The organism is Vibrio atlanticus (assembly GCF_024347315.1).
GTDB lineage: Bacteria > Pseudomonadota > Gammaproteobacteria > Enterobacterales > Vibrionaceae > Vibrio > Vibrio atlanticus.
The window spans coordinates 555,993-577,709 of sequence record NZ_AP025461.1; the positions used below are offsets into that span (position 1 = coordinate 555,993).

18 protein-coding genes and 1 pseudogene are annotated in these 21,717 nt (G+C 45.0%); 11 read left to right on the plus strand and 8 right to left on the minus strand.

Features of this window, described 5'->3' with window-relative positions:
- Positions 1–7 precede the first annotated feature (7 nt).
- Positions 8–706 carry an ABC transporter ATP-binding protein gene (locus OCV30_RS18170; RefSeq protein ID WP_065678477.1) on the minus strand — a complete coding sequence of 233 codons (699 nt, stop codon included), beginning with the start codon at positions 704–706 and terminating at the stop codon, positions 8–10.
- A 612-nt stretch (positions 707–1,318) separates the two neighbouring features.
- Between OCV30_RS18170 and OCV30_RS18175 the strand changes: the two genes are divergently transcribed.
- Positions 1,319–1,648, plus strand: a complete 330-nt coding sequence (locus tag OCV30_RS18175; RefSeq protein WP_065678476.1) for a hypothetical protein — start codon at positions 1,319–1,321, stop codon at positions 1,646–1,648.
- Positions 1,645–2,241: a hypothetical protein gene (locus tag OCV30_RS18180; protein WP_065678475.1), complete on the plus strand. Its 597-nt coding sequence runs from the start codon at positions 1,645–1,647 to the stop codon at positions 2,239–2,241. The genes OCV30_RS18175 and OCV30_RS18180 overlap by 4 nt, the downstream gene beginning before the upstream one ends.
- Positions 2,242–2,602: 361 nt before the next feature.
- Here the strand turns inward: OCV30_RS18180 and OCV30_RS18185 are convergent, their stop codons facing one another.
- Positions 2,603–4,507 carry a bifunctional metallophosphatase/5'-nucleotidase gene (locus tag OCV30_RS18185; protein WP_065678474.1) on the minus strand — a complete coding sequence of 635 codons (1,905 nt, stop codon included), beginning with the start codon at positions 4,505–4,507 and terminating at the stop codon, positions 2,603–2,605.
- Positions 4,508–4,878: 371 nt separating this feature from the next.
- On the opposite strand from OCV30_RS18185, the gene OCV30_RS18190 reads away from it, so the two are divergent.
- From OCV30_RS18190 to OCV30_RS18200, 3 genes are all read left to right on the plus strand, one after another.
- Positions 4,879–5,721, plus strand: a complete 843-nt coding sequence (locus OCV30_RS18190; protein ID WP_083994579.1) for an ABC transporter ATP-binding protein — start codon at positions 4,879–4,881, stop codon at positions 5,719–5,721.
- Positions 5,718–6,680, plus strand: a complete 963-nt coding sequence (locus OCV30_RS18195; RefSeq protein ID WP_065678473.1) for an ABC transporter substrate-binding protein — start codon at positions 5,718–5,720, stop codon at positions 6,678–6,680. Before OCV30_RS18190 ends, OCV30_RS18195 begins: the two co-directional genes overlap by 4 nt.
- Before the next feature lie 101 nt (positions 6,681–6,781).
- Complete coding sequence (locus tag OCV30_RS18200) at positions 6,782–7,729, plus strand: FecCD family ABC transporter permease (RefSeq protein ID WP_065678472.1); 948 nt, start codon at positions 6,782–6,784, stop codon at positions 7,727–7,729.
- Between the two features lie 21 nt (positions 7,730–7,750).
- Here the strand turns inward: OCV30_RS18200 and OCV30_RS18205 are convergent, their stop codons facing one another.
- Entirely contained in the window at positions 7,751–8,740 is a 990-nt protein-coding gene (locus tag OCV30_RS18205; protein WP_065678471.1) for a zinc-dependent alcohol dehydrogenase family protein, read from the minus strand.
- 20 nt (positions 8,741–8,760) lie between these two features.
- A pseudogene (locus OCV30_RS22980) lies at positions 8,761–8,847 on the minus strand (phytanoyl-CoA dioxygenase family protein); the annotation flags it as partial.
- Between the two features lie 89 nt (positions 8,848–8,936).
- Between OCV30_RS22980 and OCV30_RS18210 the strand changes: the two are divergent.
- The 3 genes from OCV30_RS18210 to OCV30_RS18220 all read left to right on the plus strand — a co-directional run bounded on the left by OCV30_RS18210 (position 8,937) and on the right by OCV30_RS18220 (position 12,038).
- Positions 8,937–9,212 carry a hypothetical protein gene (locus tag OCV30_RS18210; protein ID WP_065678470.1) on the plus strand — a complete coding sequence of 92 codons (276 nt, stop codon included), beginning with the start codon at positions 8,937–8,939 and terminating at the stop codon, positions 9,210–9,212.
- A 30-nt stretch (positions 9,213–9,242) separates the two neighbouring features.
- Complete coding sequence (locus OCV30_RS18215; RefSeq protein WP_065678469.1) at positions 9,243–10,454, plus strand: B12-binding domain-containing radical SAM protein; 1,212 nt, start codon at positions 9,243–9,245, stop codon at positions 10,452–10,454.
- A 207-nt stretch (positions 10,455–10,661) separates the two neighbouring features.
- Positions 10,662–12,038, plus strand: coding sequence for an IS4 family transposase (locus OCV30_RS18220; RefSeq protein ID WP_102305277.1), 1,377 nt, complete (start codon positions 10,662–10,664; stop codon positions 12,036–12,038).
- A 72-nt stretch (positions 12,039–12,110) separates the two neighbouring features.
- On the opposite strand, the gene OCV30_RS18225 is transcribed toward OCV30_RS18220, so the two are convergent.
- Both OCV30_RS18225 and OCV30_RS18230 read right to left on the minus strand, forming a co-directional pair.
- Positions 12,111–12,689: a hypothetical protein gene (locus OCV30_RS18225; protein WP_029404990.1), complete on the minus strand. Its 579-nt coding sequence runs from the start codon at positions 12,687–12,689 to the stop codon at positions 12,111–12,113.
- A gap of 221 nt (positions 12,690–12,910) precedes the next feature.
- Entirely contained in the window at positions 12,911–14,509 is a 1,599-nt protein-coding gene (locus tag OCV30_RS18230) for an isocitrate lyase (RefSeq protein ID WP_065678117.1), read from the minus strand.
- A gap of 141 nt (positions 14,510–14,650) precedes the next feature.
- Between OCV30_RS18230 and OCV30_RS18235 the strand changes: the two genes are divergently transcribed.
- Positions 14,651–15,604, plus strand: a complete 954-nt coding sequence (locus OCV30_RS18235) for a LysR family transcriptional regulator (protein WP_009845781.1) — start codon at positions 14,651–14,653, stop codon at positions 15,602–15,604.
- Positions 15,605–15,759: 155 nt separating this feature from the next.
- Positions 15,760–17,946 (plus strand): malate synthase G, encoded by a 2,187-nt coding sequence (locus tag OCV30_RS18240; RefSeq protein ID WP_065678118.1) that lies wholly within the window; start codon positions 15,760–15,762, stop codon positions 17,944–17,946.
- Between the two features lie 133 nt (positions 17,947–18,079).
- Here OCV30_RS18240 and OCV30_RS18245 read toward each other — a convergent pair whose 3' ends face one another.
- Complete coding sequence (locus OCV30_RS18245) at positions 18,080–19,507, minus strand: NAD-dependent succinate-semialdehyde dehydrogenase (RefSeq protein WP_065678119.1); 1,428 nt, start codon at positions 19,505–19,507, stop codon at positions 18,080–18,082.
- Positions 19,508–19,654: 147 nt separating this feature from the next.
- On the minus strand, positions 19,655–20,437 hold the full coding sequence (locus OCV30_RS18250) for an IclR family transcriptional regulator (protein ID WP_016790487.1): 783 nt from the start codon (positions 20,435–20,437) through the stop codon (positions 19,655–19,657).
- A 153-nt stretch (positions 20,438–20,590) separates the two neighbouring features.
- Here OCV30_RS18250 and pta point away from each other — a divergent pair, with 153 nt between their 5' ends.
- Positions 20,591–21,664 carry a phosphate acetyltransferase gene (pta, locus tag OCV30_RS18255; protein WP_065678120.1) on the plus strand — a complete coding sequence of 358 codons (1,074 nt, stop codon included), beginning with the start codon at positions 20,591–20,593 and terminating at the stop codon, positions 21,662–21,664.
- The last annotated feature ends 53 nt before the right edge of the window (positions 21,665–21,717 follow it).

Below are 21,717 nucleotides of genomic sequence, written 5' to 3' on the forward strand. Positions count from 1 at the left end.
GGATTGCTCACAACGCTGCTGCTCTTGGGGTTAGATCCGCGTTCCTTAAACAGCCATCATCTAATACCAATTTTGTCTGCATAAAGCTGGCACATTCTGGGCTGTGCGTAACCAGTAATACGGCGGTGTTGCCTTGCGTGGTGATTTCGTTCAGCAGCTTCATTACCTCAATGCCAGCTTTGTGATCGAGGTTGCCTGTCGGTTCGTCGGCAAGCAATAGCTTAGGTTGATGGGCTAGCGCACGCGCTATTGCGACTCGTTGTTGCTGACCGCCAGAGAGTGCGGATACGTGTCTTTCGAGTAGCTCACTGATGCCCAATGCATCAACTAAATAATCGCACCAGTCGCTCCATTTCTGTTGATTTAAATGGAGAGGAAACGCGATGTTTTGTTTTACGTTGAGTGGCGTTAATAAGTTGAACTGTTGAAAGATAACGCCTAGTTTTTGATGGCGGAATCGGCTCCACTGTGGATCTTTCCAATCTGATGTGTTCTCGCCATCGAGCCACAATTCTCCACTGGATAGAGGTTCAAACCCCGCAATAATGTTAAGCAGAGTACTCTTTCCACTGCCACTCGCCCCTGTCAAAGCCACGCTTGCCCCTGTTGCCAAAGCGAAGTCGACATTTTCCAACACGCTATGAGTGTCTTTACCATCAACAAAGCTTTTGCTGGCATGTGTGAGTGTGACAATTGGGCTTTCCATTTCCTTTCCTTATAACCAAAACTTACCAACAAAAGGTGTCGTTACTTGTGGTAATTACCGAAGCGACAAGCTCTATAAAACTGTAGACAACAATTTGAAACAATAGGGCGATTTATATCGAATTATTAATAACTTGTACTGCAAAAAGAGGGAAATAGATCAATGTGAGGAGGAATACAGTTGTTAGTGGGAGTGTTGAGCCACCTCGGAGGCTTTCGCATCTATCGTTAGATGGTTCGTGACTACGTTTAAGTGCAATAAATCATGGCTTAACGTGTTAAAGGTTTTCTTTATGAAAGTGGTGAGGGTTGGTGCTGTTTTGCTAACTTGTTTCTGCCCCTTTCCGTGCCAGAGACGCTTAACTTTACAAATCACATTGAGTTGGTTTGACCTAATTTTCCTTATCTGTGTAGTGTTTAGTAAGATGGTGTCTGACCACTCAAGACATATGTTAAGTGGCTGAGGGTGATAATAGGAAAGATGGATGAACAATTACTCAATGAGAGAATCGACGTTCCTCATTTAATTGATGCTTCAATTAATGCCAGTATTTTTGCGTAAAGATGCGATTGATTGCATAATGGTGCTGACATAAATTGATTAGGTGGTCATATGGGAATTACTCTTACTGGCGGGTATCATCTTGAACGATTGAGTGACGATAGTATTCTGATGAAAATGAATCTATTCCAAGACTCATTTCTGATTAGAGTTGTTAACGATCAAAAATCAAAACATGTTCTGATTTTTAACGGGGAATATGGGAAAAGACAAGACCTTGAAGGAGTAATTTTCTGGGAGCACCACCACTCAGAGGATTTTGTGCAATCTGTATCGTCTTCTATCGAAGAATTTATACCAAATCAAAGATGTGCTTTGGCGCTTAGTTATGTACTCGATGGCCTACTAAATGGAAATGAATTTAAAGAGATTAGACAGTGAGCGATATTAGTGAAGCGAAGGAGGTAGCGTACTATTCAGAGAGCTTGTCTGCTTGGTACACGACTAAGCTTGAAAAAGATAAACACCTTCTGTCACTATCATCCGCCGCAATAGCGCTATTGGTAACCTTGGCTACTACAGTTGGCATACATGATATCAAAGCTGGAGTTGCTTATTGTATCGCTCTTGTAGCGTTCTTAACCTGCATTGTTTGTGTCCTTGTGGTGTTAGACAAAAATGCGGAATACCTGAAATCTATCGTCACTCAATCGAAAAAAGTCAAAAACCAAAGTACTAAATTGGAGTGCCTAGATAAAATCAGCAGCGGGGCTTTCGTTATTGGTGTTGTATTCACTTTGCTCGTTGGCCTTTTTTCTGCTCTGGATTCATACGAAGTAAAAGGAAACGTTATGACCGATAAAAACAAAAATACTGAACAAACCACCTCTAACAAAATTGAAAACACAAGTAACCTAAAGATAAATAGCCTTGCAGGGGCGCATGAAATGGCTCCTAGCGCAGCATTGGATGAGTTAACATCAACAGACTCAACTCAGAGCGAAAGTGCTAAACTTGAGGAAGAGGGTGAGTAGACTTCTTAGACGTTGAAGTTTTGTAGTCATTGTAGAAGGTCAGGTAAATTAGTCAGGATATAATCCGCATGTTCTCATAGCATAACATGACCAGAACTGGTTAATGAAGGCAAGTGACTTTTCTCAAGTTGAAGGCGTCTTTTAGGATACTTGGACTGATTCGATTAGTTTCGGTTTCACAAAGTGCCCTAAGAAGCTTTTGTCCAACTATGAGTTAACCTTTACGGCTCATTCATTTTACGGCTCATTCATCCAATATTAACCGTTTTACTCAGTACAGATGTGGTGTTGGAAGATGGGAACGACAACGACCTAACCACGCTCTAAGCGTCGTTAAGTCGCTATTAGTTGAGGTCAGGGATTAATTGAGCGCTTCAATCAGAGTGATTTCGCGTTTGATTTGTTTGCTCTCTTGCTCAGTCGCCTGCGCCAGTTTCTTTTCGCGTGTGGTTATGGCTGTTTGTTTGGCTTCGTCAGATTTGAACATCAGTTCTTTTACGTTGATAGAAGCGATGTTTGTGTAGCGGCCATCGTCACTGGTCGGGATTGATATGGTTTCATCATTAATCAATGACTTCACTATCTCTCGTTGTTCATTGTAACGGCTCTCTAAACCAGAAAGTGCCCATCGCTGCTGAGTTTTACCTTCATACTGACCGTTCTTTTCTTCTTTGAGATACTTGATGGTCATATTACGGATTGTGCCTGCTTCTTCTCCATACTCTGCTTCCGTATCAAAGAGTACAGGGAACGATTCACCTTCTAGCACGCCGCCTTTCTTGGTTAGATGACCCATTCGATAGCTATTCATACCAATACGGATTTCTGTTTGATCAGTAACCGGTGTGCCATCTGCAAACGCGAGGTTGGTGATGCGTGTACCTGCAGGCTGAGTGAGGTCGATGGTATAAGTCACGCCCGCGAAGAAGTCATTGGTTGAGTATTTTGATGCTCTACGGTCAGGGTTAAAGCTGTAGGTTACATCACCGGGTTGCACTGAGTTGAAGTAGCCCGCAGACCATTCCATGTAGGTTCTTAGCTCTTTGCCTGTCATCTGGTAGACAGTGATTTCGCCACCTGCGTATTGGTAGTTGTACGCGATGTCTTTGGCTTTGATTGGGCCAACATCGAGCTCTGCATTGTTGTTGTCTATTTGAAGTGCGATGACATTGGCTTTGGGTACATAGAAGAAGCTCGCTTCTTGGTATAGCGCACTGATGCCTGTGTCTTGAACGTGGACTTGAGGGATGCCGCGGATTTCGTTTTCTGGGACTAAATCAACGCCGGTAAGCTGAGCGACAGGTCGATTCGCCATTTCTCTGAGTTGTTTGTGATAAGGCTGGTATAACTCGTCCATATTTTCATCAGAGTCGATACCTTTAATTTTATAGGTGAAACTGTCTTTGTTGACGAGAGTGAATGTGCCATCGCGTTCTTCAAATTGAAGATCAATACGAGATAAGGCGCGGCCATATTTGTCGGGTTCAGTAATGATAACGCCATTCACAACGGCTTTATCAATGCGAGTGTGCATGTGACCAGCGACGATGGCATCAAGCTCTGGGTTTGCATTGGCAATGTCGGTGACACCGGTGTCAGCAATGTCATTCTCGTTTTCAATCCCCATATGGGCAACCAATACGATGGCATCCACTTGATCATCAATCTCTTTGACGATTTTTTTCACTTCCAAGGTTGGGTTAGTGAAAGTGACGCCTTCTAAACGGTTGGTGCCTTGCGCAAAGACCTCCGTCATTGGGGTATCCATTCCGATCACGCCGATCTTAATGTCACCGCGTTCTAGAATGGTGTAACCCGGTAAGAATGGATTTCCGTTTTTGTTCTTGATGTTGCCGCCGAGAGACTGCCCTTTAAATTGGGTAACGGCTCTGTTGAGCGTTTTAAGGCCAAAGTCGAATTCGTGGTTACCTAAAACCCATACATCGTATTTCATGTGGTTAAAGCCAAGCATCATTGGATCAACAGGCTCGTCTTTGAAGGTTTCTACGAAGTTGCCTTGGATGGTGTCGCCAGCATCGACAAGGATAATGTTAGATTGCTCTTTGCGGATCTCACCAACTTTGGTCGCGATTTGACTCAAACTACCACGAGTATTGAGTTTATCTGCCGCGTAATCCCACGCCATAAAATGACCATGAATATCTGAAGTACCCAGTATCGTGACATCGTGTATGTCGCCATCAGCTGCAAAGGTGGGAAAGGCTAGAGAGAGTAGGATGGCGCTTGATAGTATGTGTCTTTTCATCAGTATGTTCGCATCGTGGTTTTAAGTATGACGCTACCATATAGAATCGAGATTACCTTATGGGTGATCAGTGTCATATTTATAGTGATATAACTTACTGATGTTTCAAATAAATGTGATTCATGACCATCTCGTAACCACTTAAGTTATGGAGAAACGCATTACAACTCTTTACTTCGTTCTCAATACTCAATTCCTTGAATCAAACTTTCTCAGTGAATCAATTTTCGTAAGTACTTCTGTCTTTGTTCAAGGTGATTGGGTTGTCCTGTCATTTCCAATGCTTCTTAGCGCGGTCTTAATATTTCTATTAATAACTATACCTTCAACTTATTGTTATGTTATAACGTAGCAATAAGTGTTGTTTTTGGATGTTCGGTGGGAATTTGAATAAACCTGTATTGTCTGTGCGCGGGCTCTGCGCTGATGGCTTGGCTAACTGGAGAGCCGTCTCCGATGTGACATTTGATGTGAACGACGGTGAATGCGTTGCCATCATTGGGCCTAATGGAAGTGGAAAGTCCAGTTTGCTGAAAGGCATTACAGGCGAATACAAAACCGTCGCGGGTGAGTTGATGTTGTCTGGCATTGCACTTGGAAGCCTTGAGCGGCAGCAGATAGCTAAGCAAGTCGCGGTGGTTACTCAGCATGAGCATGTTGATCCTCGTTTGAGCGTTGCTGAGTATGTTGGCTTAGGCCGCACTCCTCATACGTTTTGTTGTAGTGCAAAAGAGCACAAACGAGCGGTTCAGCAGGCGATGCAAGATGTTGGTCTTGTTCACAAAAGCCAGCGGTGCTTTGGTGAGCTATCCGGTGGTGAACAGCAACGTGCAAGTATTGCTCGCGCCTTCGCACAAGAGCCGCGACTTTTACTCTTAGATGAGCCTACAAACCACCTTGATCCTCTCGCTCGTCTTGAACTTCTGAGCCTAATTAAACAACGTGGCATTGCGTCTGTCGTGGTGCTGCACGATTTACCTTTGGTAGCGCCATTCGCCGACAAAGTCCTGTTGATGTCAGGCCAAAAAATGGTGGCGTTCTCAGCCCCAGAGGCGGTGATGCAGGACCGATACATGATCCCTGTTTTTGGATTGCGCGTTCTCACGTTCAATCATCCTAATCTATGCAGCACCATCCATCATTTTGAAGCTGCATCAACTTACTCAACTCACTTAACTCTCTCTAATTACTCTTTAATAGGAGCAGCCCAATGAAGTGGCCTGTAATTTCCAGTCTTTTGTTTCTTTTACCTTTCTCTTTTGCGCATGCGACAAGCACTCAATACCCAGTGACGGTTGATAACTGTGGGAGCCCACTGACCATTGAAAAGCGGCCCTCGCGTGTGGTTGTACACGACATCAATATGACCGAGATGGCGTTTGCTCTTGGTCTTCAAAAGGAGATGGTGGGCGTTACGGGCATTACTGGGTGGTACAAGATGTCGAGTTCGTTCGAAGAACGTTTAGGAGACATTCCTGAGCTCGCACCTAAGTATCCTTCATTAGAAACATTGATTGCTGCTGATGCTGACTTCTTTTTCGCTGGCTGGAATTACGGAATGAAAGTGGGCGGTGAAGTGACGCCTCAAACACTGAAGCCATACGGGATTGATACCTTAGTGCTTTCTGAAAGCTGCATTCATACCCAAGGTCAAAAGGAAGGCGCGACAATGGATCTGCTTTATGGCGACATGCAAAAGTTAGGCGTTATTTTCGACAAGCAAGCAGAAGCCGAGGCTTTGGTAAGCAGCTGGAAAGAGAGAGTTGAAAAAATAGCAGAAAAGCAAAAAGCATCAGGTAAGCTGAGCCCAAAAGTGTTCTTGTTTGATTCGGGTGAAGACAAGCCTTTCACCGCGGGTAAGTACGGAATGCCAAACGCAATGATTGAAGCCGCTGGTGGTCAAAATATCACAGGCAATATGGAAGCTAGTTGGGCTCGAACCTCTTGGGAGAATGTCGCTCGTGAAAACCCAGATGTGATTATCCTTCTTGATTACCAATCGGCGAGTGGTGCCGATTCGTTGCAACGTTTCCTCGAAGCCCATCCGTTAATGAAATACACCAATGCAGTCACTTCTGGTCGTTATGTCAAACTGCGTTATGAACAACTCACCCCTGGGCCTGCCAATATCGATGCTATTGAGAAACTTGCAGAGGCGTTCGTTTCTGAGTGATCGGGAAGGTTGTCATATGAAACCTTGTTATTGATAAGAGTAGTAGTCCTTTGATTTTATTTGATAAATATCGGGCAGCATGGCTAACAGGTATCACTGCCATGCTGCTCGCCTTCATGATGAGTTTACAATTTGGCTCGGTACCTTTGTCTTTCAAAGAAGTGCTCATAGGGTTGAGTTCTTTCACTGATCCAACGCCGGATATGACCAGTCGAATACTGATCGATCTAAGGTTACCTAGAGCATTGTTAGCGGTTATCGCGGGTGCAGGGCTGGCGATGGTTGGGGCGTTGCTTCAAACCTCGACACGAAATGATCTGGCGGATCCGTTTCTGTTTGGCTTGTCATCTGGCGCGTCTGCTGGTGCTGTGTTGGTGATCACTAAAGTGGGAGACGCTCTGGGTGTTTGGTCACTGCCACTGGCTGCATTCTCGGGTGGTATTGTGTCGGCTACCGCTGTTCTGATTCTGTTTTCGATGCAGAAGAAAAAGGGCAATGACAACTTGATCTTGTGTGGTTTGGCGATCTCATTTCTATTCGGAGCCATCACGAGTTTTTTGATCTATTCAGGCGACCAGAGAGCGGCGAGTTCGATTTTGTTCTGGACGATGGGAGGCTTAGGGCTCGCGCGTTGGGATAATTTAATTTTTGCCTTGGCGGGCGTGTTGTGTCTCATAGCGTTAATTTTCAAACGTTACCGGGAGCTCGATACTTTGTTGGTGAGTGAACAGACGACAAGCTCATTGGGGATCAATGTGCACCGCCTACAAAGCGAGATTTTTCTTTGTTGTGCGTTTTGCACTGCGTCGATTGTATCGATGACCGGAGTGGTCGGTTTTATTGGCTTGATGGTACCCCACTTAGTACGACCATTTTCAGGTGTCACTCACAAGCGAGCTCTGCCTTTGGTTGCCTTATGGGGCGCGGTTCTCTTACTATTTGGGGATGTGATTAGCCGAACCATATTAGCGCCACAAGAACTGCCTGTAGGTATTGTTACGGCAGCGCTTGGCGGGTTATTCGTTTTGTATCTTGTTTGGCGTAAATAGTGTGTGCTCAATTCCACCAAACTATACAGGCAGTAAGATGATCTTGCCGTTCAAGCGTGTGGTTTTCGATTCAATGAGATCAATCGCGGTTTGCACTTCATCGAATGGCAGGTAGCGGTCGACGTCGAGTTGAATGTCGTGTGTGATGAAGTGATCTAGCATGGTCGTGAACTTATCACGGCGAACATCTTTGCCTTCAGCCTCTTCCCAATAACGTAAGAAGAAGGTGCTGAAATCGATACCTTGGTTTTTCGCGTGCTCAAAAAAGCGTGGTTCATAAAAATCGAGCGACAGCGTCCCATAGTTGATAAAACGCCCATTATTGCCAAGGGTGTGGATAAGATCGGTTCCGGGTGAGCCGCCAATCGCATCAAAGGCAACGGTTGGTATCGGCAAGCCTAACGCCTTAATTTGAGAAGCTAAATCGGCGTTTGCATCTAACACCCAACTGGAAGTGGTTGGGTATTGTGTCGGCTGTGATGTAACGACAATGATTTTGAAGCCGAGTGATACTGATAATTGCGAAAAGATCTTACCTATGGCTGAACTGCCAGCGTTGATGATCAACACATCTTCTTGGTTCAGCTTGGTTACCTCTGTCGTTAGCACCCATGCGGTTAGCGCATTAATGTACAACTGGCAGGCGTAGCCATTTTCTAGATGCTGAGGAATTTGGAACAGGTCATCTGGTGATACATCGACATAGGTCTGCCACGTTCCACTGGTTGCTACGAGCACTCGCTGATTTACCGCAAACTCAACATTGCTGGACTCTACAACGCTTCCTACCGCTTCAAATCCCGGTACTCTCGACGGCTGGTGGCTATGTTTGTATTGGCCCACACCATAAATCGACAACAGATCACTAGGGTTGATGTTAGTCGCTTCAATTTGTACGCGAACTTTATCTTTGTCTAGTGCCCCTAAAGCGACATATTCTAACTTGAGAGATTCTTTTGGCTGACCGAAACGGAACTGGCTAATTCGGGTATTTTGCTTAGTGTCAGTCATAGTTCGGGCACCTTTGTGGTTTATGAGCACTGCATCGACTTTAAGTGTAGCGTGTTCATAAATAGTATTGGTTCGGTAATATTGCTCAACATTGATGCTGTTGGCAATCTATTGTTGAAATTGAAAATAGTTAACCAAAAGTTGACCAACACCTATCTACAATGGCTCCTAGTTTGCTAACTAGGAGTTAATAAATATGAACATGGCTAAGGTAATGTCTAAGTGGAAAACAATACTAGCTCTGACCATGGCCTTGTTTGCTATTGCGTTTCATCTACTTCTGATTTGGGGACTATTTTGTTGGTTTTTGGGGTGGGAAAATCTTCGAGCCAAAGAAGCCTTTTTTGTTGAACGTATTGAACTAAAAGAACATCCCGTCTTGTTTACCTTGATCATCATCAGTTGGTTTGTGATGGGAGGGATATATTTCTATATGGACAATAGAGTCTTTGAGTTTTTTAGTTCTTTGTAGCTAAGCAAAAGTGAATAATTAGGAAACGTTATGAAAATCTATTTAATTAAAGCATCTGCTGGCAGCGATTACTCAAAATATAAAGCCTCGACAGGAGGTCCTCCACAAAACATATTTGCAGCCGCTGCGGCAACACCAAAATGGTACGAGTTAGATATGGTTGATGAAACTATAGGTGCAAAAGCCGACCTTTATAATGATGCAGATTTGGTGGTGATATTTATGTCGACTCCAGATGCTTATCGGGCTTATGAGCTAGCTTCTCAATATAAGAAAAAAGGCAAAACAGTCATACTCGGGGGGTTACATACTCAGTTTAACCCTGCAGAAGCGGCAGTATATGCGGATTGTTTGGCGATGGGAGAAGTTGAGAACTACTGGGTTCAGTTACTACGTGACGCAGAGTTTGGTTCGCTACAGCCTATTTATGAAAGCTCCGAGCCTGTCGATCTCAGTATGCTCAATTCATACCCAACAAATATCATCAATCCTGAAGCGTACAATTATACATGGTCAGTAGTTGTGACAAGAGGTTGCCCATTTAAATGTAACTTCTGTTTGGTGCCAAGGTTCTTTGATAAGTTCCAGAAAAGGCCAATCGAAAATATCGTCAGCGAGTTAGCGGATCTCAAGACATTAGGTATTGAGTGGGTTGAGTTACACTCCGACAATATCACTCATGACCGTGAATATGCTTTGGCACTATTTAAAGCCATTGAGCCGCTTAACATGAGCTTCTATGGGGAAACGACAGTCTTGATTGCTCGTGACACCGAATTGCTTAGTGCTGCGGTGAAAGCAGGATTCAAAGCGGTATTGTTAGGTATAGAAACTCCTTCTGAAGAGGCATTAAAGGCGCAAAAGAAAGGCTTTGTGAAACCCTCTAAGATGAAAGAATACATTGCTGAGATAAGATCACATGGCATTGAGGTATGGGGAGACTTCTTGTTCGGTTTTGATGAACACGATACTTCTATCTTCAAACAGACGCAGAAGTTCGTTGAAGATATCAAGATTGATAAGGTCATCCCGCATTATATGATTCCGTTTCCCGGTTCAGAGTCTTTTAATAAGTTAGAGCGAGAGGGGAGACTTCTCACTAAAGATTGGTCTCAGTACGATGGTAGTCACCCGGTTTACCAACCAAGTCGTATGAGTGTTGAAGAGCTAGAAGAAGGTTTGTATTGGATTTGGAGAAAGAATGCGAGCTTGAAAGAACGAGTTGTTGCCTGGTTCAATTAAAATTTTTTCTGGAGACATGGAATAAAAATCGCGAAGGTCCATAAATAAATTTTCCTTATTAGAAATTCCTGGCTGATTCAGTACACTTTAAAGGCTCCATGTGGCTGTCTCTTATACACAAATCCCTAAGCCACGCTTGGGGATTTTTTTTGAACTATTTTTAGGTTTCATGATCTGATCATCTAAGCAATGACAAGGATGATTATCATGACCTATATAGAGCCAACCCTTTGGGCACAAAAACAGTTCGGTCAAGCCCACCTTAATGACCCTAGACGCACTCAAAGACTCGTTGCTCTCGCAGCCTCACTGGCCGAGCAACCTGGCGTACCCGTCTCGAAACTCATTATCTCCCCTGCTGAAATGGAAGGGGCTTATCGCTTCATCCGTAATGAGCAAATCAAAGCAGAAGATATCGCAGAGGCGGGTTTTTATGTCACTGCACAAGAAGCATTAGAGCAACAGACACTTCTTGCCTTAGAAGACACCACTTCTCTCAGTTACTCCCATCGCAGCATTCGAGATGAACTCGGGCACTCCAATCAAGGCAATCGACATCGCGCCATGTTCGTACACTCAACCTTACTTTTTGCTCCCGACACTCAATCTGTTATTGGTTTAATTGAACAACAGCGCTGGACTCGTGATATAGAAAAGCGAGGTCAAAGGCACCAGCATGCGACTCGACCATACAAAGAGAAAGAAAGTTATAAGTGGGAACAAGCCTCTCGCCATGTCGCTGAGCGACTTGGCGATAAAATTTCGGATGTCATTTCTGTGTGCGATAGAGAAGCCGACCTATTTGAATACCTCACTTACAAGCGAGAGCAACAACAAAGGTTCCTCGTTCGCTCAATGCAAAGCCGCTGTATTGAAGAGCATGATAATCGTCTTTATAGCTATGCCTCTACCCTGTTATCAGCCGGAGAGAAAGTGCTCGAAATACCGCAAAAAGGCGGTCGTAAAGCTCGCAAGGCTCATTTAGATATCAAATATGCCCCCGTGACACTCAAGTCTCCTGCTAACAAGAAAGAGTTCGATAACATTCCGCTTTACTACGTGGGATGTATAGAACAAGGAGAGAGTGGTAATAAGCTCGCATGGCACTTACTGACTTCAGAGCCGATAACGAGCAAGGAAGAGGCACTCAAAATCGTCAGTTATTATGAGCGGCGCTGGCTAATAGAAGATTTTCATAAAGTCTGGAAAAGTGAAGGGACTGAAGTTGAGCAACTGAGAATGCAAAGTAAGGATAACTTAGAAAGGCTCAGCGTCGTTTTGGCTTTTATCGCGACTCGGTTACTCCAATTGAGGTTTATGAATGAATCAGACGAGTTATCTAAGACCAGTTGTGAGCAGGTATTAAAAGGCAAAGCGTGGAAGTTAATGTGGCTCAAGTTGGAGAGCAAAAAACTACCGAAAGAAGCGCCTAATATATCATGGGCTTACAACGGTATTGCTCGGTTAGGTGGTTGGAAGAATACCAAGCGAACAGGTCGTGCTTCTATAAAGACGTTATGGCAAGGATGGTTTAGGTTACAAACCATCCTTGAAGGGTATGAACTCGCTAAGTCTCTTGATTAACCAGACTTGTGATCAAGAGACAGCCTAATTAGGAGCCATTTTTATTCTACTTAGAGGCGTTTTTAAACGTTACTAGTTTGCCAATGCGGGTTCCGATAACTCTTGAACACAAGCTCGGCTGATGTCTTCATCAATGTAGGCCATCCCAAGTTTATTCAGATAGTCCATACGATCGGCTGAGCGAAGCTCGATGTCGGGGCCTGCAATGTTGTTCTCTTGATAGATCTCGGTGAGGTGAGACATGAATTGCTCGCCAACACTCATCATCAACAGGCTCATTGCGCCAACGTCCGGTCTGACTTTTGCTTGTTGCTTGTCAGATAGATTGACGGCTAACACGATAGGTTGCTCTTCACCCTCAAAACGAGTGCTGCGTTCGCGAATGGTTTGCTGAGCCCAGTAGTAGGCCAGTTCTTTGCTCTGAGTTAAGAAAACGGGCTCAACGGATTCTGTGTAGTTATTGCCAATCGTTGCCATGGTTTTTGAAGCGGCTTCATTGAGTGCTTTGTCTCCTGAGCGTTTCAGCCCTTGGCCTTGGATTGAAGCGAGCAAGGCTGAAGATGTGCCGTGATACCAAGTATCACCAGTAGCGAAACCATTTTCTGACAGCAGTGTTTTAGCATCTTGTAGGTGTGTCGGTATTGAAGTCATAGGCACTCTCAATAAATAGGCATATCAATAAATAGGAAAATCAACAAACAGGAATGTGATCAGTTTAAACAGAATTTTTCAGGGTCACAGTGGTGTGGAACACAAATCTGAGGCTTTGAGATGAAGCCGGCAGTACAAGCTTCATCCCAAAACCTCCTCCCTCCCGGTACCTAACAGGGAAAAGGGAAGGGGAGATTCTAGAAGGGAAACGCTGTTAACGATTAATCAAATTGATTAGACGTATTCGCTTCACCCGCTGCTTTTAGTGCATTTTCACCAGCAAAGTATTCTTTGTGGTCATCACCCATGTCTGAACCAGACATGTTTTGGTGTTTAACACATGCGATACCTTGGCGAATCTCTTTACGTTGAACATTAGCAACGTAGCCCAACATGCCTTGGTCACCGAAGTATTCTTTTGCAAGGTTGTCGGTAGACAGTGCTGCTGTGTGGTAAGTCGGCAGAGTAATCAAGTGGTGGAAGATACCCGCTTCGCGAGATGCGTCTGCTTGGAATGTACGAATCTTCTCGTCAGCGCTTGCAGACAGTTCAGTTTCATCGTATTCCGCACTCATTAGGCTTGCACGGTCGTAAGCTGATACATCTTTACCTGCTGCTGCCATTGCATCGTATGCTTGTTGGCGGAAGTTTAATGTCCAGTTGAATGATGGAGAGTTGTTGTAAACCAGTTTCGCATTAGGGTGAACTTCACGTACGCCGTCCATCATCTCTTTGATTTGACCGATGTGTGGTTTCTCAGTCTCAATCCAAAGAAGGTCAGCACCCGCGTTGATTGCTTCAATACAGTCGAATACACAGCGGTCTTCACCAGTACCTTCGCGGAATTGGTATAAGCCTGAAGGCAGACGCTTAGGACGAACTAGCTTGCCGTCACGGTTGAAGCAAACATCACCTTCAGCCATATCTGCAACATCAATCTCTTCAACATCTAGGTATGAGTTGTAGATATCACCTTGGTCGCCAGGTTCTTTCACTACCGCGATTTCTTTTGTTAGGCCAGCACCTTGTGAATCGGTACGAGCAACAATGATGCCGTTGTCGATGCCTAGTTCAAGGAAAGCGTAACGAAGTGCGCGAAGTTTTGCGTGGAAATCAGCATGAGGAACCGTTACTTTGCCGTCTTGGTGACCACATTGCTTCTCATCGGCTACTTGGTTTTCGATTTGTAGACAACATGCACCCGCTTCAATCATTTGCTTAGCCATTAGGTAAGTCGCTTCTGCGTTACCGAAACCTGCATCGATATCGGCAATGATTGGCACTACGTGTGTTACGTGGTTGTCGATTTTGTCTTGGATAAGGTCTTGTTGATTCACATCACCCGCTTCACGTGCTGCGTCTAGCTGACGGAACAAGCCACCTAGTTCACGAGCATCCGCTTGGCGTAGGAAGGTGTATAGCTCTTCTACTAGGCCAGCAACTGACGTTTTTTCATGCATAGATTGGTCTGGAAGTGGACCGAAGTCAGAGCGAAGTGCTGCTACCATCCAACCTGAAAGGTATAGGTAACGACGGTCTGTCTTGCCATCAAAGTGCTTCTTAATAGAAATCAGCTTTTGTTGGCCGATGAAACCATGCCAGCAACCCAGTGATTGAGTGTATTGAGAGCTGTCTTCGTCGTAAGCCGCCATGTCTGAACGCATAATATCTGCCGTGTATTGCGCAATATCCAGACCTGTTTTGAATTTGTTTTGAGCTCGCATACGAGCTGCAGATTCAGGGTTGATTGCATCCCATGGAGCACCAGCAGCGCTTTTTGCAACTTCAATCTTTTCGATATCTTGTGTAATTTGCGACATAACTATTCCTTAGTTTCACGTGGACATGTTGGCCAATTTGGCGAGGTCATTCGATTTGGATTAAATCTAACCATGGACAAAGAATAACCATATATGTGATAATTTTGTTAATTTATAGTTATTATATTCGGTATTTTTCTTATGAATATTGCTCGTATAGACCTTAATTTACTTGTGTATTTAGACATGTTGCTGCGTGAAAGAAACGTAACACGAGCAGCAAATCAGTTAGGAATAACTCAGCCAGCCATGAGTAATGGCCTGCGTCGATTGCGTGATTTATTTGAAGACCCGCTGTTGGTGAGAACCAGTGAAGGGATGATACCGACCGAGCGAGCACATAAACTGCAGCCATTGATTCGAAACATCTTGGCTAATGTAGAAAAGACATTGCAGCCGACCACGGAGTTTAATGCAGAAGACAGTGAGCGTGTGTTTCGTATCATGGCGAGTGACTATGCTGAGTCGACCATTATTCAGCCGCTATTGAAAAAGTTGAGCGAGATAGCACCGAAAATACGCTTGGATATCATGACGCCAAGTGACGTGAGTTATCAGGATGTGGAGCAAGGCACTGTTGATATTATCATCAACCGTTTTGACGACATTCCACAGTCGTTCCATCAGATGAGCCTTTGGCACGACGGGTTCTCTTGCCTATTTAGCTGTGATAACCCGATAGCCGACAACTTCGATATTTTGTCTTATCTAAAGGCGCAGCATATTTGGGTAAGTAAGACGGGTATGGGCACAGGTGTCGGGATCAACCCAAGCGAAGCGCAAAAACTTGGTTGGATAGATGAAGCACTAATGCGCATTGGCAAAACGCGTAATATCACGGTGTTCACACGACACTACCTGTCGGCGATTCTCTTCGCTCAACAGAAGAACCTGATCCTGACCATTCCAACCAAAGCGGCGCAATTGCAGCGCAACAACCCTCGATTGTTAATCAAACCTGCGCCATTTGCTATTGAACCCTTCGAGGTGAAAATGGCTTGGAGTCCATTATTACAAACCAATCCAGACCATCAATGGATGCGCCGATTGATTAAAAGTGTCGCCAATGAAATAGAGAGTGGTGTGACGGAATAACACAGTTTGTAGGGTATTTTTTATATGAATATCCAGTATAACTGGCATAAATTAGCTAAATTTATGTCCGTTGAGTAAGTTTAAGTTAGTAAAGTAAATTTGAGCTAGTCACGAAAATTTATTGAGTAGCCATCAGTTAGTTTGAGAGAGATTTTATGAGCAGTCGTATTCAACAGGGAAGCTTGAACATTGATAGCACCCTCTACCAATTAATTAATGATCAGGTCATTCCTGGGACAGGCATTGTCGCTGAAGACTTTTGGCAATCTTTTGCAACCATCCTTGAAGATTTGGCTCCAAAGAACCGCGCATTGCTTATTAAGCGCGACGACCTTCAACATCAAATTGACGTCTGGCACCAAGAGCGTGCAGGCCAGACCCTAGATGCGGCAGAGTACAAAGAGTTCTTACAGCAGATAGGCTACTTAGTCCCTGAGGGCGAAGACTTTCAAGTAACCACCGCAAGCGTAGAGCCTGAAATTGCAACACAAGCGGGCCCACAGCTCGTTGTGCCTATTATGAATGCACGTTTTGCACTTAACGCGGCGAATGCGCGTTGGGGCAGTTTATACGATGCGCTCTACGGAACCGATGTTATCAGTGAAAGTGATGGTGCCGAAAAGGGTGGCAGCTTTAACCCGGTTCGTGGCGCTAAAGTAGTGAGCTACGCTCGAGGCTTCCTTGATGATGCTGCACCGTTAAACGGTGTTTCCCATAAAGACGTAACCAAATACAGCATCAGCAACGTCAGCATTGGCAATACACTGACAGCGACCTTAGACAACGGCGAAGAAGTCACTCTAATCGATCGCAACCAGTTCATTGGTTACCAAGGTGATGCGAGTGCGCCTTCAAGTATTCTGCTTAAGCACAACAACCTACATATTGAAATTCAAATCGACCCGAGCGCGCCAATTGGCAGCGTTGATGTGGCTGGTATTAAAGATGTGTTGGTGGAATCGGCTCTCACCACCATTATGGATTGCGAAGATTCGGTAGCAGCGGTTGATGGTGAAGACAAAGCATTGGCTTACCGTAACTGGTTAGGCTTGATGAAAGGTGACTTACAAGAGTCGCTAGAGAAAAATGGCAAGACCATCGTTCGTAACCTCAACCCAGATCGTCAATACACCAGCGTGACGGGAGGCGAGATCTCGCTGAAAGGCCGCAGCATGTTGTTTATTCGCAACGTGGGCCATCTAATGACCAACCCTGCCATTATTGATGCTGACGGTAACGAAGTACCTGAAGGTATTATGGATGGCATGATCACTTCACTAATCGCGATGCATGATTTAAAAGGCAACAGTGCGTACCAAAACTCGACCGCGAACAGCATCAATATTGTTAAACCTAAGATGCATGGCCCTGAAGAAGTGGCGTTTACCAATGAGTTGTTTGGTCGAATCGAAGATGCACTAGGGCTAGATCGATTCACAATCAAAGTCGGCATCATGGACGAAGAACGTCGTACCTCTGTGAACTTGAAAGAATGTATCCGCGCGGCTAAAGATCGTGTTGTATTCATCAACACAGGCTTCCTAGATCGAACCGGTGATGAAATTCACACCAGCATGGAAGCGGGCCCATTTGCTCCTAAAACACAGCTGAAAACCATGACTTGGATTGGCGCATACGAAGACCAGAACGTTGATCTTGGCTTAGCTTGTGGCCTGCAAGGTAAAGCCCAGATCGGTAAAGGCATGTGGCCAGAGCCGGACAATATGGCGAAGATGATGGATGCGAAAATCGGACACCCACAAGCAGGTGCAAATACCGCTTGGGTTCCTTCTCCAACTGCCGCGACTTTGCATGCTTTGCACTATCACAAGGTGAGTGTACCAAGCCGCCAGAAAGAGCTTCGCGAGCGTGTGAGAGCGAACGTTGACGATATTCTGACTATCCCGCTATTAGGTAATCAAAAGCTGACTGCGAAAGATATCCAAAATGAATTGGACAACAATACTCAAGGTATTCTTGGCTACGTAGTGCGTTGGATTGACCAAGGAGTCGGTTGTTCGAAGGTGCCTGATGTTAACGATGTAGGACTAATGGAAGACCGCGCAACGCTACGTATTTCAAGCCAACACATTGCTAACTGGCTACGTCACGGTATTTGCGAGGAAGCCCAAGTAATGAAAACCATGAAGCGCATGGCAGCTGTGGTTGATGAGCAAAACTCTGGGGATCCAAGCTACCAAAACATGGCGCCTGATTTTGAAAATAGCATTGCTTTCTCAGCGGCTTGTCAGCTCGTATTCGAAGGCTGTGCTCAACCTAGTGGTTATACCGAGCCAGTGTTGCATGCGATGCGACTGAAGCTGAAAGGAACCGCACAATAAATAATAAAAAAAGAAGTACCCCTATTTGAACCGAGCCCAAGGTGCCGCGCTAATTTAGCGCGGCTTTTTTTTGTGTGGGAAGGGGAGAGAATGGGGCAGGTTAGTGCTCACTAAGACTTAATTATTTCCAAACCTAGTTACTACCAAAGCACAGATACTTGATATCCATGTACTCATCGATGCCTTCTTTAGCGCCTTCACGGCCAATCCCTGATTGCTTAACCCCACCAAAAGGTGCAACCTCAGTCGAGATCATGCCGTCATTAATGCCAACCATGCCGTATTCCAGCGCTTCTGCTACCTGCCATACGCGGTGGATGTTCTGGCTGTAGAAGTAAGATGCCAAACCATAAATGGTATCGTTGGCCATCTCGATGAGTTCTTCATCAGTCTCAAATTTCATCACAGGCGCGACTGGGCCGAAGATCTCTTGTTGAACGATGTCCATGCTGTGTTTCACATCTTTAAGAATCACAGGTTGAATGAACAAGCCGTCAAGCGCTTGAGTTGGGGTTACAGGCTGCGCACCTTGTTCAATCGCTCGGTCAATCAACCCTTGGATGTTTTGTTTCGCCCTTTCACTGATAACAGGGCCAATAGTGACGCCTTCATCTAATCCGTTACCAATTTTAAGCTGCTGAACGGCTTGGTCGAATTTCGCTACAAACTCGTCATGCACCTTGCTATGAATGTAGAAACGGTTCGCACAAACACAGGTTTGGCCTGCATTACGGAATTTTGAAGCCATTGCGCCTTGAACGGCCGCGTCGATGTCCGCATCGTCAAACACGATAAACGGTGCATTGCCACCCAGTTCCATTGAGGTGCGCTTAATGCCTTTTGCCGCTTGAGCCATCAAGATACTGCCGACTCGAGTCGAACCAGTAAAAGAGATCTTTTTGATCAGTGAGTGTGATGTGAAAAGCTCGCCAATCTGTTCAGGGCTATCGCCAAGTACGACTTGAAGTAGATCTTTAGGAATGCCCGCTTGGTAAGCCAATTCAACCACAGCAAATGCAGAAAGCGGCGTTTCATCTGAGGGCTTCACAATAAAACTACAGCCAGCAGCAAGGGCAGGAGCGGCTTTACGAGTGATCATCGCAATTGGAAAGTTCCATGGCGTAATGGCACATGCGACTCCGATAGGTTGCTTGATGGTCACCAAGCGTTTGCCAGCGACGGTACTAGGAATAGAATCACCATAAGTACGCTTGGCTTCTTCGGCGAACCATTCAATAAAGCTAGCACCATAAACCACTTCGCCTGTCGCTTCTGCTAACGGCTTACCTTGTTCAATGGTCATTAGGCGAGCAAGATCTTCTTTGTTTTCAAGGATCAGTTGATGCCAACCACTTAGCAATGCAGCACGGGATTTAGCGGGAATTTTTGCCCACTCTTTCTGCGCAACATGAGCACGTTCGATAGCGCTCGCTAACTCCGCCTCGGATGAGATTGGCGCATGCCCAATAAGCTCACCCGTTGCTGGGTTTGTGACTGCAACTGCGTTGTTCGCTTCTGTCACTATAAAAGAGAGTATGTGCTGGTTCTTAATGTTTAGCATCGTGATTCCTTTGTTGTGATTACTTTAGACGTGTTGCTTATGTGCGGGTTGGCGAGTGATTAAATGACTTCGACCAAATGTTGATTGGTCGAAGTTCATTGATGTTGATTCGCTAATCTTGGTCATTTTCTGAGATAGTTCTGCTCACTAGCCCCAGTTATCAGACTCGATTTTAGCGAGCGCTTTTGCTGCTTTTTGAAGAGCTGGCAGAAACTTGATCGCTTCGTCTGGTTTTACGCGAATCACTGGCGCTTGTATTGCTAAGCCAAGATTGGATTGACCAGTAGAAGACGGTATCAATACAGCGATACAGACTAAACCGGGTAAGAATTCTTCATCATCAATAGCAAAACCTTGGATCTTCGCTTCTTCGATGTCTTTCTCTAGCGTCGAATAGTCGGTGATGGTTTTTACTGTGTATTGAGTGAGGGGCACACTTTCGATCAGTCTTCTGCGTTGTGATTTCGACATGTGCGCCAAAAACAATTTGCCTGTGGCTGAGCAATGTACGGGCACGCGAGAGCCGGGTTGTAGATGGAAGCGAAGCGGGGCTTCGGTTTCTGCGCGATCAAGATAGATGATTTCACCGCTCGACAGTGCCGTTAGGTTGCAGCTCTCGCCGACTTCTGCTCGAAGGTTTTCAAGAATAGTACGTCGTGCGCTGTGCATGGTGCTATTGAACAGCAGGTTTTCAGCAAGCTTTCTGAGTCGAATACCAGAGCTGTAATGCTTTTCGTCACCATCTCTTTGAATAATACCCGCAGCTTCTAATTGTTGCAGCATGCGGTGCAGAGTTGGTTTCGGTAGTCCGGTTTCTTCGACGAGCCCTTGAAGAGAAATAAACTCATCTTTTTGCGCTATCACCTCTAATAGTGCAAAAAGTCGGAGAGTGGGCGTATCTCCTTGAACTTGTGGTGTTTCTGTTTGCATACAGTGATTCATCCTTGCGATATGTCTATGTATAAGAGTGTACATACCAAATTAAAAATCTTCAATTATCTGAATAAAATTTGACCTTTTTTATTATTTCAATAATATAAATATAAATTATGGAACAATTAATCTCAATAAATGGAACTTAAGATGAAGGCGATTGAACGGATTATTGATAAGGCTCACTTAGATCGTAAGCGAGTGGTTTTAAGCGAAGCAGAAGACCCTCGTGTACTCAAAGCGGCGCGATTGGCGATAGATAAACAGCTCGCTTACATCACTCTAGTCGGCGATGAAAAGGCGATTATCGAAGCGGCGCAGTTGAACCACATTAATCTCGTCGGCATTCATATTGTGTCACCACAAACATCAGCACTCAAAGCTGTGTTGGCTGAACGGCTCTATGAACTAAGAAAAGCCAAAGGCATGACTTATGAAGATGCATTGGAGAAGGTCAAAGACCCACTGGTTTTTGCCAACTTGATGGTACGAGAAGGGCTGGTTGACGGCACAGTCAATGGCGCGGTTTACACCACGTCTGATGTAGTAAGAGCAGCGCTGCAGATTATTGGGCCAGCACCAGACAGTGAATTGGTGTCTAGCTTCTTTCTGATGATGTTGTGCGAGCCTTTCCATAATCTTAAAGGTGGCATGATTTTCAGTGATTGTGGTTTGGTGATTAACCCCAATGAAACCGAGCTGGCTTCGATTGCCGTAGCGGCATCAAACAGTGCTCAAACGCTACTGATGGAAGAACCTAAAGTGGCAATGCTGTCGTTCTCTACTAACGGCAGTGCGAAACACGAATCAGTCGATAAGGTTCGTAATGCCGCTCAGTTAGTGAAACAACGTTGTCCCGGAATAGCTGTCGATCAGGACGTTCAACTCGATGCCGCGATTGTTACTGAAATAGCCGCGAAAAAGCTGCCCGATTCAGAAGTGAAAGGCCAATCTAACGTATTGATCTTCCCTAATTTAGAAGCGGGGAACATAGGCTATAAGCTCGCAGAAAGGTTAGGTGGCGCAGTCGCGATTGGCCCGTTACTGCAAGGATTGAATCAGCCTGCCAATGACTTATCCAGAGGGTGTGGCGCGGAAGATATCTTCAATGTAATTGCGGTGACTGCCGTACAAGCGCAGCAAGGGAAAATACCAAATTCAACGACTGACGCGGCGGCTGATTCTGAAAGAAGAGAAGAATCGACATTTGATTTTAGATACTAAAATCTAGTGCCTGAAGCTGATATTTACATTCAAATCAACCCCAAACAACCTAA